10 protein-coding genes are annotated in these 12,911 nt (G+C 73.4%); 5 read left to right on the top strand and 5 right to left on the bottom strand.

What is annotated here, in order from left to right; genetic code table 11:
- Nucleotides 1-79: 79 nt before the first annotated feature.
- Complete coding sequence (locus ACFWIS_RS05820; RefSeq protein ID WP_380458711.1) at nt 80-721, bottom strand: TetR/AcrR family transcriptional regulator C-terminal domain-containing protein; 642 nt, start codon at nt 719-721, stop codon at nt 80-82.
- Nucleotides 722-832: 111 nt separating this feature from the next.
- Here ACFWIS_RS05820 and ACFWIS_RS05815 point away from each other — a divergent pair, with 111 nt between their 5' ends.
- Nucleotides 833-2,185 (top strand): MFS transporter, encoded by a 1,353-nt coding sequence (locus ACFWIS_RS05815; RefSeq protein ID WP_380458713.1) that lies wholly within the window; start codon nt 833-835, stop codon nt 2,183-2,185.
- A 111-nt stretch (nt 2,186-2,296) separates the two neighbouring features.
- A complete protein-coding gene (locus ACFWIS_RS05810) occupies nt 2,297-2,872 on the top strand; it encodes a hypothetical protein (RefSeq protein WP_380458715.1) in 576 nt (191 codons plus the stop codon).
- A 49-nt stretch (nt 2,873-2,921) separates the two neighbouring features.
- On the opposite strand, the gene ACFWIS_RS05805 is transcribed toward ACFWIS_RS05810, so the two are convergent.
- Nucleotides 2,922-4,424 carry a glutamate synthase subunit beta gene (locus tag ACFWIS_RS05805; RefSeq protein WP_380458809.1) on the bottom strand — a complete coding sequence of 501 codons (1,503 nt, stop codon included), beginning with the start codon at nt 4,422-4,424 and terminating at the stop codon, nt 2,922-2,924.
- 189 nt (nt 4,425-4,613) lie between these two features.
- Here ACFWIS_RS05805 and ACFWIS_RS05800 point away from each other — a divergent pair, with 189 nt between their 5' ends.
- Both ACFWIS_RS05800 and ACFWIS_RS05795 read left to right on the top strand, forming a co-directional pair.
- Nucleotides 4,614-5,297 carry a response regulator transcription factor gene (locus tag ACFWIS_RS05800; RefSeq protein ID WP_380458717.1) on the top strand — a complete coding sequence of 228 codons (684 nt, stop codon included), beginning with the start codon at nt 4,614-4,616 and terminating at the stop codon, nt 5,295-5,297.
- The gene (locus tag ACFWIS_RS05795) at nt 5,294-6,673 is read left to right on the top strand and encodes a sensor histidine kinase (protein ID WP_380458719.1); all 1,380 of its coding nucleotides are present in this window, start codon (nt 5,294-5,296) and stop codon (nt 6,671-6,673) included. The genes ACFWIS_RS05800 and ACFWIS_RS05795 overlap by 4 nt, the downstream gene beginning before the upstream one ends.
- A 117-nt stretch (nt 6,674-6,790) precedes the next feature.
- Here ACFWIS_RS05795 and efeB read toward each other — a convergent pair whose 3' ends face one another.
- The 3 genes from efeB to ACFWIS_RS05780 all read right to left on the bottom strand — a co-directional run bounded on the left by efeB (nt 6,791) and on the right by ACFWIS_RS05780 (nt 10,799).
- Complete coding sequence (gene efeB, locus ACFWIS_RS05790; protein WP_380458721.1) at nt 6,791-8,125, bottom strand: iron uptake transporter deferrochelatase/peroxidase subunit; 1,335 nt, start codon at nt 8,123-8,125, stop codon at nt 6,791-6,793.
- Complete coding sequence (efeU, locus tag ACFWIS_RS05785; RefSeq protein ID WP_380458723.1) at nt 8,125-10,230, bottom strand: iron uptake transporter permease EfeU; 2,106 nt, start codon at nt 10,228-10,230, stop codon at nt 8,125-8,127. Before efeU ends, efeB begins: the two co-directional genes overlap by 1 nt.
- A 242-nt stretch (nt 10,231-10,472) precedes the next feature.
- A complete protein-coding gene (locus ACFWIS_RS05780) occupies nt 10,473-10,799 on the bottom strand; it encodes a hypothetical protein (protein WP_380458725.1) in 327 nt (108 codons plus the stop codon).
- A gap of 406 nt (nt 10,800-11,205) precedes the next feature.
- Here ACFWIS_RS05780 and ACFWIS_RS05775 point away from each other — a divergent pair, with 406 nt between their 5' ends.
- Complete coding sequence (locus ACFWIS_RS05775) at nt 11,206-12,828, top strand: cytochrome bc complex cytochrome b subunit (protein ID WP_380458811.1); 1,623 nt, start codon at nt 11,206-11,208, stop codon at nt 12,826-12,828.
- Nucleotides 12,829-12,911: the final 83 nt, after the last annotated feature.

Raw genomic sequence — 12,911 nt, 5'->3', positions numbered from 1 at the left:
TCACGCTAGCCCATCCCCTACTCATGCCAGCCCCCTCAGCCCTGACCCTCCGCCACCTCAGGCCGAACCATCCGCTCCCTCAGCCCTGACCCTCCGCCACCTCGCGGGCGATCTCCGCCCGGAAGCCCTCCAGCAGCACCCGCAGCCCGTAGTCGAAGTCGGCGTCGTGGTCGGTCATCCGCAGGACGTCGGCCGCTTCACGCAGCAGCGGGAGCTCGCGCAACGCCTCGTCCGGGAAGGGCGGCCGGGTGCGTTCGGCGGCGTCCTGCCGCCAGGCCTGTTCCTCGGTGACCCAGCCCATGATGTAGCGGTCGACGGTCAGCAACAGTCGCAGCGCGGTGCGCGGGCGCAGCCCGGCCCGGCACAGCGCACTCAACTGTGCTTCGACGGCGGGTAGTTCGTCCTCGGTGGGCAGGGTGCCGGCGTGCACCCGGGCGCCGTCGCGATAGGCGAGCAGGGCGCTCCGCTTGGCCCGGGCGTCGGCGGCGATCCATTCGGGCCAGTGTTCCGGGTCGGGTTCGCGGTCGGGCGGGAGGGCATCGGCGAGCATCGCCTCGGCCATCAGGTCGAGCAGTTCCCGCTTGTTCTTGAAGTGCCAGTACAGCGCCGGTGACTGCACGCCGAGTTCCCGGGCGAGCCGGCGGGTGCTGAGCCCGTCGATGCCCTCCTCGTTGAGCACCCGCAGCGCGGTGCGCACCACCTCGTCGCGTTGCAGCGCCATGCGATCGGCCTCCCGGTTATCCGCTTGCGGGGCCCACCTTATCGCCGCTAAGTTCCGACCCGGAGTTTATCACTGATAAGGAAACAAGGAAGCGATGACCAAGGACCCCGCATGACCTCACCGACGACCGACCCGGAGCCTCAGCACCTCCGCCACCGCCTCCTGCCCGACACCACCCCCTGGCGCTCCTCCCGGGACTTCCGCCTGATCTGGACCTCCGGCACGGTCACCCTGCTCGGCTCGGTCTTCACCATGACCGCGATCCCCCTGCAGATCGCCGACCTCACCGGCTCACCGCTCGCCGTGGGAGCCGTCGGCGCCGCCGAACTCCTGCCCACCGTCCTGTTCGGCCTCTACGGCGGCGTCCTCGCCGACCGTGCCGACCGCCGCAGCGTCGCCCTGGCCACCGAGGTCGCGCTCGCCGCGCTCAGCGCCCTGCTGCTGGCCAACGCGCTGCTCGACACGCCCGCCGTCTGGCCGCTCTACCTCGCCGCGGCACTCGCGGCGGCGATCCAGGGCCTCCAGCAGCCCTCGTTGGAGGCGATGGTCCCCCGGCTGGTGCCACCGGAGCAGCTGGTGGCGGCCGGAGCGCTGCTCTCGCTGCGCTGGAGCATCGGCGGGGTGGCGGCCCCGGCGGCCGCCGGACTACTGATCGCGAGCGCCGGCGTCCCGGTGGCTCACCTGGTCGACCTGGCCACCTTCCTGCTGTCGATCGCCCTGCTCGCCCGGCTGCGGCCGGTCCCCTCCGAGCGGGACGCCGAAGGGCCGCCGCTGCGCGAGTTCGCCGAGGGCGTCCGGTACGCGGCCCGCAGGCCGGACCTCCTCGGCACCTACCTGGCCGACCTCGCCGCCGCCGTCCTGGCCCTGCCCACCGCACTGTTCCCGTTCCTGGCCGCGGAGTTGAACGCGACGTGGGCGCTCGGGCTGCTCTACTCCGCGTCCGCCGCCGGCGCCCTGCTCGCAGCCGCGGCCGGCGGCTGGACCGGTCGGGTGCACCGACACGGACGGCTGGTCCTGCTCTCGGCCGCCCTGGTCGGCGCGGCCACCGCGGCGACCGCCGTCGCCCCCGGCCTGTGGGCCGTACTGCCCTGCCTGGCCCTCGCGGGCGCCGCCCACTGGATCGGCGACACCTTCCGCAGCGCCATCTGGAACCGGTCCGTTCCGGACGAACTCCGCGGCCGGACCGCCGGCCTGGAGCTGCTGATCGGCTCCGCCGGGCCGGCTCTCGGCGACCTCCGCGCGGGTGGGCTGGCCGCCCGCCGGGGCATCCGGGCCGCGCTGGGCACCGGCGGCCTGCTCTGCCTGGGCGGCAGCGCCGTCCTGGCCGCCGCCCTCCCCGCGCTGTGGCGCTACGACCAGCACACCCAGCAGACCGGGCGTACCGAACGGGTCGGCCCGGCCCGACCGCTCCCCTCTCCATCAGGTCCGCGTCAAGCGAACTCTTGCCCCGACCACGTCGACTGACGCTTCGCCAACCATTCACCGCTCCCTGTCTACCCGCATAGATCCGCGGATGGTGACATGGACACCCACCGCCCGGCGTCCCGTGCCGGGCCCGTGACAGGGAGCTCCCCCATGCTTCGCGCCCACCGCCTCGCCCCTGCTGTCGCCACCGTGGTGCTCGCCGCGGCCGCCCTCGCGACCGCCGGTACCGCCCACGCGGCCCCCGCCCGCACCGGCGCCGCCCGCACCGGCACCGCCCTCGACATCAGCTGCTCGCAGGCCTACCTCCCGCTGCCCGACTCCGCCTGCACCCCGGGGGTCACCAACCCGGACGTCACCCAGGACACCATCGACTCCACCATCTGCGTCCCGGGCTACAGCACCTCGATCCGCCCCTCCACCTCGTACACCAACCGCCTGAAGGTCCAGCAGATCGCCCAGTACGGCTACGCGGACACCAGCACGGCGGACTACGAGGAGGACCACTTCATCCCGCTGTCCCTCGGCGGCCACCCCACCGACCCCGGCAACCTCTGGCCCGAGCCGCACTACGCCACCGACTCCAGCGGCCTGACCTCCACCGACAAGGACACCGTGGAGTACAAGCTCTACCGCGCCGTCTGCAACCACCAGGTGGACCTGGTGCCCGCCCAGCAGGCCATCGCCACCAACTGGACCACCGCGGTGTCCGTCCTCGGCCTCGGCTGAGAGCCCCAGCAGAGAAACCGCAACCGAGAACCGCAACCGTCGCGGGCCCTCACAGCCTGAGGGCCCGCGCCGACGCCCGGACCGGCACCGGCAGTTCGGTCCGCCCGCGCAGGCGGCGGTCCACCGCCGCGGCCACCGCCCGGCCCTCGGCGATCGCCCAGACGATCAGCGACTGGCCGCGCCCGGCGTCCCCCGCGACGAACACGGCGTCGGCGGCGGTGCCGAAGCCGTCGTCCCGCTCCAGCGTGCCCTCCGGCCCGATGCCCAGGCCGAGTTGGGCGTACAGCGGCTGGTCCGGTTCCGGCCCGGTGAAGCCCAGCGCGAGCAGCGCCAGCTCCGCCGGGAGTGCCCGCTCGGTGCCCGCCCGGGGGCTGCGGTCGTCCGGCACGGCCTCGGCGAAGCGGACGGCGCCCAGCCGCCCGTCCGGTCCCGGCTCGAACCCGACCGTGACGGCCGCGAACACCCGCCCGTCGTCCGCCCCGGAGGAGGCAGCGACCGCGCCCGACTCCTCGTGCGAGGTGGTCTCCCGGTACACCTTCGGGTCGACCGGCCACGGCTGCCCCGGCGAACGCCGCTCCGGCGGGCGCGGGTTAATGTCCAGCTGGGTGACCGAGACCGCGCCCTGGCGCAGCGCCGTCCCCAGGCAGTCCGATGCGGTGTCCCCGCCGCCGACGATCACCACCCGCAGGCCCCGCGCGGACAGCGGCGAGGCGCTGACGTCCCCCTCGTCCACCCGGTTCGCCCAGGTCAGGTACTCCATCGCCGGGTGCACCCCGGCCAGCCCGCGCCCGGCCAGCCCGCGGCCGGACACCCCCGGCTCCCGGTGGGCGCCGGCACCCACCGCGACCACCACCGCGTCGTGCTCCGCCCGCAGCTGCTCGCCCGTGACGTCCCGCCCGGCCCACACCCCGGTACGGAACTCCGTTCCCTCGGCCCGCATTTGGTCGAGCCGACGCTCCAGCCGGTGCTTCTCCAGCCGGAACGGGGGGATCCCGTAGCGCAGCAGCCCGCCCGCGCGGTCGGCCCGTTCGTAGACGATGACCGCGTGCCCGGCGCGGGTCAGCTGCTGGGCGGCGGCCAGCCCGGCGGGGCCCGAGCCGATCACCGCCACCCGTCCGCCGGGCTCCGGCCGCTCGGGCGGCAGCGGCCGGTCCCAGCCCTCGGCCAGGGCCCGTTCGACGATCGCCAGCTCCACGTTCCGGATGGTCACGGCCGCGCCGTCGATGGCCAGCACGCAGGCGCTCTCGCAGGGCGCCGGGCAGAGCCGCCCGGTGAACTCCGGGAAGTTGTCGGTGGCCAGCAGCCGGGCGGCCGCGGCCCGCCAGTCCCCGTCCGCCACCAGCCGGTTCCACTCCGGCACCAGGTTCCCCAGCGGGCAGGCCGAGTGGCAGAACGGCAGTCCGCAGTCCATGCAGCGGGCCGCCTGCCCGCCGACCACCGGCGGCGGCGTCCCCGTCCGGTACACCTCCCGCCAGTCCGCCAGCCGCTCCCGGGCCTCCCGCCGCGCCCGCTCCGCGCGCGGGGTGGTGAGGAAGGCCATCCGCCCTGCCATCGGATCTGCCATCACGGCCTCCGGCGGTGCGCATCGACTCCGGTCGGCGGCCCGCCGCACCGGGCCCACCCACCGGCGTGCCACCGTGTGGCCACGGTACGCCCACGAAGCAGCGGACGAAACCCGCGGCCTCCGGGAACCCGACCCCGGCCCTCCACTGCCGTGAGCACGCCAGGGAGAATCTCCCCCATGACCCACACCGTTCTGATCGCCGAGGACGACCGCGCCATCCGCGAATCGCTCACCCGCGCCCTGACGCTGGAGGGCTACCGGGTGCGGATGGCCGCGGACGGCACCCAGACCCTGGCCGTCCTCGCCGAGCAGCGCCCGGACGTCCTGGTACTCGACGTGATGATGCCCGCGCCGGACGGCCTGGAGGTCTGCCGCCGGCTGCGCGCCGCCGGGGACCGCACCCCGGTACTGATGCTCACCGCCCGGGTGGAGGTCCCCGACCGGATCGCCGGCCTGGACGCCGGCGCCGACGACTACCTGGTCAAGCCCTTCGACGTGGACGAGCTGTTCGCCCGCCTGCGCGCCCTGCTGCGCCGCAACCCGCCCGCCGAGACCACCGAGGACGTGCTGACCGTCGCCGACCTGCGGGTCGAGCCGCCCGCCCGCCGGGCCTGGCGCGACGGCCAGGAGCTGGAGCTGTCCCGCACCGAGTTCGACCTGCTGGAGCTGCTCACCCGCAACGCCGGCGCCGTCCTGGACCAGACCACCCTGTACGAGCGGATCTGGGGCTACGACTTCGGCCCCGGCTCCAAGAACCTCGCGGTCTTCATCGGCTACCTCCGCCGAAAACTCGACCGCCCCGGCCTGTCCCCGCTGATCCACACCGTCCGCGGCGTCGGCTACACGCTGCGCGAGCCGTGACCGGCCCCGCGGGCCGCCGCCTGCCGCGCCCGGGCCTGCGCACCACCCTCTCGCTCGCCTTCGCGGCGATGGCGGCCCTGGTCGCGGTGGTGATCGGCACGCTCGGCTACCACGCCGCCGCCGCGCTGATCCGGGACGACGAGTCGGACGACTTCAACTCGGCCGTCCACGCCGTCAGCGGCCAGGTCGACCGGGAGAAGCTCTACCCGGGGGACTTCAACGGCCCCGGCGGGCTGAGCGAGCAGCTGCTGCACCCGATCCGGGTCACCGCCCAGCCCCTGGACTCCACCGGCACGATCCTCCCGGGCACCGCCCGGCTCGCCCTGCCGACCACCGCGGACGACCGCGAGCTGGCCGGCGCCGACGCCCCGGCCCGAACGGTGACGAACGTGCGCCACCTCGGCGGCGTCACCTGCCGGGTGGGCGTGGTGTCCCTCGGCGGCGGCCGGGGCGCCGTCCAGATCGTCCAGCAACTCGACGACATCGAGAGGCTGTTGGAGGTGCTGCGGCACCAGATGGTGGCCGTGGTGGCGGCCGTCGTCCTGGTGGCGGGCGGCGCCGGCTGGCTGGTCGCCGGCCGGATCACCGGCCGGCTGGTCCGGCTCACCGACGCCGCCGAACGGGTCGCCGCCAGCGGCCGGCTGGACGTCCCGGTGCCCGCCTCCGGGACGGACGAGGTGGGCCGGCTCGGCCGCGCCTTCGACCGGATGCTGGTCCGGCTCGCCACCGCGAAGGAGAACCAGCGCCGCCTCGTCCAGGACGCCGGCCACGAGCTGCGCACCCCGTTGACCAGCCTGCGCACCAACCTCTCGGTGCTGCCCAGCATCGACCGGCTGCCGCCCGCCGAGAGGACCGCGCTGCTCGCCGACCTGGCCGAGGAGGCCAGGGAGCTGACCCAGCTGGTGGAGGAGCTGGTGGCGCTGGCGGCGGACCGCAAGGCGGACGAGGACCCGGTCGAGGTGCTGCTCGCCGAGGTGGTCCGGGAGGCCGCCGCCCAGGCCCGCCGGCGCAGCGACCGGGAGATCACCGTGACCGTGGACGCCACGGTCGTCATCGCCCGCCCCGACGCACTGGCCCGCGCGGTGGGCAACCTGTTGGACAACGCGGCCAAGTTCGACCCGGCCGGGACCTCCCCGATCGAGGTGGTGGCGCGCGGCCCGCGGGTCGAGGTCCGCGACCGCGGCCCGGGCATAGACGAGGCCGACCTCGACCGGGTCTTCGACCGTTTCTACCGGGCCACCGCCGCCCGCAGCCTGCCCGGCTCCGGCCTCGGCCTGGCCATCGTCGCCGAGGTGGCCCGCTCGCACGGCGGCACCGCCTTCGCTGCCAACCGCCACGGCGGCGGCGCGGTGATCGGCTTCACCCTCGGCGGCTGAAGCGGCTGACGCGGCCGCGGCGCCTGACGCGGCCGAGAGCTGGCGAGAGCTCGCGAGAGCTGGCGAGCACGACGAACGGGCCCCGGCACGATGCCGGGGCCCGTTCCGCGATCGGTCTCAGCCGGCGGCCAGCAGCCCCCGCCCGAGCCAGTCGGCGTTGTCCTTCACGCCCGGCAGGACGAAGAAGTACCCGCCACCGGTCGGCGAGATGTAGTCCACCAGCGGCTCGTCGATCAGCCGGGTCTGGGTGGCCTCGAACTGCCGCACCACGTCCTGCTGGTAGCAGCAGAACACCAGTCCCATGTCCAGGTTGCCCGCCTTGTCGACGCCCCGGTCGTAGTTGAAGCCGCGGCGCAGGATGCGCGAGGTGTCGGTGTCGGCGGTGCGCGGGTTGGCCAGCCGGATGTGGGCGTTGAGCGGGATCGCCGTGCCGTCCGGGTCCTTGCCGTAGTCCGGCGCGTCGTTCTCCTGGTGCCCGTCCAGCGGCGCGCCGGTGTCGCGGCGGCGGCCGAACATCTTCTCCTGCTCGCTGAGCTTGACCCGGTCCCAGAACTCGATCAGCATCCTGATGATCCGGATCACCTGGTAGCTGCCGCCCGTGGCCCAGGCGGGCTCGCCCGTGCCGTCGGTGACCCAGACCAGCTTGTCCATCTCCCGGGCGGACTTGGTGTCCGGGTTGACGATGCCGTCCTTGAAGCCGAGCAGGTTGCGCTGGGCGCCGTCCGGGCGGGACTGGTTCTGGAAGCCGTCGATCCGCCAGAGGATCTGCATCGCGCCCCGGGTGTGCCGGGTGATGTCGCGCAGCGCGTGCAGCACGGTGTCCTGCTGGTCGGCGCAGATCTGCAGGGAGAGGTCGCCGTGCAGTTCGGCGGGCTGCAGGTTGTCGTTGGGGAAGGTCTTCATCGGCGTCAGCTTGACGGGCTTGGCCTTGGCCAGCCCGTAGCGGTCGTCGAACAGCGAGGCGCCGACGCCGACGGTGACGGTGAGGTTGTCGGTGGGCACGGTGGGGCCGAGGATGCCGCTGTCCGACGGCGGGGCGCCGACGCCGAGGTCGGGCGGGGTGCCGCCGGCGGTGAGGAAGCGGATCCGGTCGGTGAGGGTCCGGAACAGGTCCTCCAAGCCCTTGCGGTCCTGGGCGATCACCTGGCAGGAGACGAAGGCCGCGTAGCCGGGGGCCTGGGTGGTGATGCCGGCCTGGTGGTCGCCGTGGAACGGGACGGCCCCGGTCTTCGACTGGTGGCCGTCGCCGGCCGCGGCCGGCTCGGCGCCGAGGGTGAACGCCCCGCCGGCCAGTACGGCGGCCCCCGCGCCCGCGCCGAGCGCGGCCCGGACGAAGCTCCGGCGGGCCGGGCCGGCCGGGCAGCCGCCCTGGTCGGCGACCGGCTGGGCGGCTGCCGCGGCGACGGCGTGCGGGAACGGGCAGGAGCCGGTGGCTGCGGTGCGGTCGGACATCAGGCGGCCTTCCGGATCTCGAGCAGGGCGGGGACGGGCGAGAGGTCTTCGAGCAGTTGGCCGGTGGCGCCGTTCAGCTGACGACGGCTGTCGGCGGGCAGCTTGTCGAGCGGGGTCCAGCCGTCGCCGGTGTGCGCGGCGGCGACGAGGTCCCCGACCCGCTTCATCCCGGCGTTGACCCGGACCAGCACCTGCGGGTCGCGCTCGTCGAGCAGCGGCTGCAGCAGGGTCAGCAGTTCCTGGGTGCCGGCCAGGTTGGCCTGGGTGGTGGCCAGGTTGGTGCCGCTGCCCATGTCGGTGTCGCCGGTCAGCTCGAACTGGAGGGTGTTCTCCAGGATCTCGTGGGCGCGCAGCGGGAGGTCGCCCGGGTCGAAGTCCTGGGTGGGGAAGTCGTGCACCAACTTGGCGACGTTCTGCGCGAGTTCGTCGGCGACGGGCGTCAGCTCGGCGGCGGACTGGCCGTGCCAGAGGCCGTACTCCATCCGCAGGAAGCCGGTGAAGCCCGGGTCCTGGGCCCGGTCGGCGTAGCCGTCGGCGCGGCCGTCGATCTTCTTGTCGAGGTCGGCGAAGGTGCCGTAGGCGGCGCCGAGCGAGGCGTACTGCAGGTGGGCGGTGAGCCAGTCGGCCTTGGCGGTGGCGAGGTCACCGGAGTGGATGTCGACCTGGATCTTCTGGGTCTGCGTCATCAGGGTCGCGAGGCCCTTGTTGACGTAGTCCTTGTAGCTGTCCAGCGGGGCCTTGAGGTCGTCCTCGGAGACCGGCTTGACGGCCTTGACCTCGGCGCCGCCGGTGAGGTGCACGGTGGCGGAGGTGACGGCGGTGCCGCCGGTGGGCACGCAGCGCCAGGCGTAGTCGCCGGAGCCGATGGTGGCGGTCAGCGCGCGGGTGGTGCCGGGAGCCAGGCCCTCGATCTCGCCGTAGACCGCGCCGCTGCCCGGGTTGACGAGGTAGACCTCGGACACCTTGTCACCGGTGTTGTGCATCTGGAACACCTGCTGGCCCGGCTGGGGGCTGCCGAAGCCCTTGCCGCACTCCTTCTCGGAGACCGCGACGGTGGCGGAGCTGTCCTGCTTGCCGCCGCTGACGGCGATCACGGCGCCGGCCACCACGACCGGGACGGCGATCGCCGCGGTCGGCAGCACCCAGCGCGGCCGCCCGCCGCGCACCGGCTCGGCCTTCTCCTCCGCCTTCTCCTCCGCCCTCCCCGCAGCCGAGGCCGTACCCGAAGCCGCACCTGCGGCCGCACCCGAGGCCGGGGCCGCACCCGCAGCCGACGCCGCCGGAGCCGCCTTGCCGCCCCGCACCCCCTCGATGAACAGGGTCATCACGATGCTCAGGTAGGCGATGTAGCCCACGACCTGGAGCACCGTCATGGTGACGGTCAGGTTGAGGGTGCCCTGGACGAGCGTGGCGTACCAGGAGGAGGCGTCCAGGTGCCCGCTCAGGTCGAAGGCGTACGTGCCGCCGCCGCCGACCAGCCCGGACTCCTGGAGGTCCCGCAGGCCGTAGCCGAGCACGCCCGCGGCGACCACGATCAGCCCGGCGCCGGTGATGGTGAAGAACTTGGTGAGGTTCATCCTCAGGGCCCGGCGGTACAGCCCCCAGCACAGGCCGACGGAGAGCAGCAGCCCGACGGCGGCGCCGATCAGCGGCCCGGTGGACTCGCCGGCGGTGCGCGCGTTGGTCCACAGGAAGAGCGAGGTCTCCAGCCCCTCACGGGCGACGGCGAGGAAGCTGGTGAGCACCAGCGCGCCCGCGCCCATCGCCAGCGAGGCCCGGACCTTCTCCTTGATGTCGGCGGAGAGGGTGCGCGCGGAGCGGCGCATCCAGAACACCATCGCGGTGACGAAGCCGACGGCGATCAGGCTCAGCACTCCGCCGAACGCCTCCTGGGCGCGGCCGGAGAGGTTGGCGGCGGTGAAGGTGAGCACCGCGCCGAAACTGAGGCTGAGTGCGACGGCCGCCGCGACGCCCGTCCAGACCTGGGGCAGTCGCCCCTGCTGGCCGGCCCGCACCAGCGTGGCGACCAGGATCGACACGATCAGGCCGGCTTCCAGCCCTTCGCGCAGCCCGATCAGAAAGCTGGGAAACGCCTCATCCCACATGCAGCGGGCTCCTCCCCCGGGCCGCCCCGGGTTGTACCTGTCCTCGACCGCTCCGCCGGGGGTGACGGCGGAACGGCACGGCGAACGCCCCGGACCCGAGGGTCCAGGGCGTTTCGCTTAGCTTAGGCAAACCTTAGAGCGGCCGCGGTCAACTGCACCCCCGGTTCAGGTAAGGGTTCGGTATGGGAACACCCATGCGTCGGCCAACTCCGCACGCCACCGGCCCGACGGGGAGATCTGCGTCACCCCCACCACTGCTCGGGCGCCGTCCCGGGCTCCGGCCCCGGAGGGGCCGTCACCGGTTCGGCGCAGCACACCAGCAGCTCCCCGTCCTCCGTCTCGGTGACCAGGAAGCCCCGTTCCCGCAGGACGAGCGCGGCCGCCCCGCTCACCGCGGCCCGCGCCGGTCCGGACGGCGGCCCGTCCGCCTCCGGGCCGGGGGACCAGCCGACCGCCACCCCCTCGGGGTGACGGTCGACCGACAGCGGTGAGGCGCCCGACGCGGTGTCGAACCCGGCGCGGGCCAGGGCCTCGATGACGTCCTCGAAGAGTTCACGGTGATCCACCATTGGCGCAGCGTAGGCCCGGGCCCGCGCGGCGCCCGGACGCGGCGCGCGCCGAAACGCTTCAGCTGCACCCGGGCGCAGCATCGCCCCGCCCACCCCGGCGGCGGCCAGCCGATCGGACGTCAGGGCCCCCCGTCCGGCCCGACACGAGCGGCCGGACGGCCCGATGGACGTGCACAGTCGGCCCCCTGCCGACAGCATGACAGAGTAAGCGCTCCATCACCCTGAGCAACGGGTCCAGCGAACCCCCAGGTCCGTGCGCCGGTCCGCCCGGCGGGCCCGTATCGAGAGGTCCCATGATCACAACACTTCGCCGGCCGGCGTCCTCGCCGACGGGCCTCCACGCCGGCACGCCGAGAACGCCGGGGAGCCCGTCGTGAGAACCGACCAGCAGTCGCAGCCGGGACCGGTGACCAGCACCCGCGCCAAACCGGCCAACCCGGCCGAAGCCCTCGCCGACTGGGCCGACGGCCGGCTCGGCATCTACTCCCTCGCCAAGGCCAACCTGCGCAAGATCTTCCCGGACCACTGGTCCTTCATGCTGGGCGAGATCGCGCTCTACACCTTCGTCATCATCATCCTGACCGGCGTCTGGCTGACCCTCTTCTTCAACCCGAGCATGGGCGAGGTCGTCTACGACGGCTCGTACGTCCCGCTCAAGGGCATCCGGATGTCCGAGGCCTACGCCTCCACCATCAACATCAGCTTCGAGGTCCGCGGCGGCCTGCTGATGCGCCAGATCCACCACTGGGCGGCCGTGGTCTTCATCGCCTCGATGCTGACCCACATGCTGCGGGTGTTCTTCACCGGCGCCTTCCGCAAGCCCCGCGAGATCAACTGGATCTTCGGCGCGCTGCTGCTGTTCCTGGGCATGTTCGACGGCTTCATGGGCTATTCGCTGCCGGACGACCTGCTCTCCGGCACGGGCATCCGGTTCATGGAGGGCGCGGTCCTGGCCGTCCCGATCGTCGGCACGTACCTGCAGTTCTTCATCTACGGCGGCGAGTTCCCGGGCACCGACATCATCCCGAGGCTGTTCACCGTCCACATCCTGCTGATCCCGGGGATCATGGTGGGCCTGCTCGCGGCGCACCTGATCCTGGTCTTCTACCACAAGCACACCCAGTTCGCCGGACCCGGCCGCACCAACGACAACGTGGTCGGCATGCCGCTGATGCCGGTGTACATGGGCAAGGCCGGCGGCTTCTTCTTCCTGGTCTTCGGCGTGATCTCGTTCATGGCGGCGATCGCCACGATCAACCCGATCTGGGCGTACGGCCCGTACCGGCCCGACCAGGTGTCCACGGACGCCCAGCCGGACTGGTACATGGGCTTCTCCGAGGGCCTGATCCGCGTGATGCCGGGCTGGGAGATCAGCGTCTGGGGCGGCCACACCCTGAACCTCGGGGTGTTCATCCCGCTGATCGTCTTTCCGACGGTGCTGCTGGCCATCTGGTGCTGGCCGTTCCTGGAGGCCTGGGTCACCGGGGACCGCGGCGAGCATCACATCGCCGACCGGCCGCGCAACCACCCGGTCCGCACCGGCTTCGGCGTGGCCTGGATGGGCCTCTACCTGATCCTGCTGGCCGGCGGCGGCAACGACCTGCTGGCGACCCACTTCCACCTGTCGATCAACGCGATCACCTACGCCGTGCGGGCCGGCTTCTTCGCCGTGCCGGTCGCCCTGTTCGTGATCACCAAGCGCTGGTGCCTGGGCCTGCAGCGCCGCGACAAGGAGAAGGTGCTGCACGGCCGGGAGACCGGCGTCATCAACCGGCTCCAGCACGGCGAGTTCGTCGAGGTGCACGCGCCGCTGCCGCAGGGCCGGCTGTACACCCTCACCTCGCACGAGCAGCCCGAGCCGGTCGAGCTGGCGCCCGAGGTGGACGAGAACGGCGTGGTCCGCAAGGCCGGGCTGTGGACCCGCACCCGGGCCAAGCTGTCCCGCGGCTTCTACGGCCAGGGCAGCCAGATCCCCAAGCCCACCGTCGAGGAGCACGAGGAGATCACCAGCGGCCACGGCCACCACTGATCACCCTCCTGGCGCTCACCGCCGACATCCGCCCGGGCCGCCGGCCGCGCGGCCCCGCCCTCACCCGCCTGGTGGCCGACTAC

Origin of the sequence: Kitasatospora sp. NPDC127060, from assembly GCF_042724935.1 — a bacterium.
GTDB lineage: Bacteria > Actinomycetota > Actinomycetes > Streptomycetales > Streptomycetaceae > Kitasatospora.
This window is presented reverse-complemented; position numbering and strand designations above follow the sequence as displayed.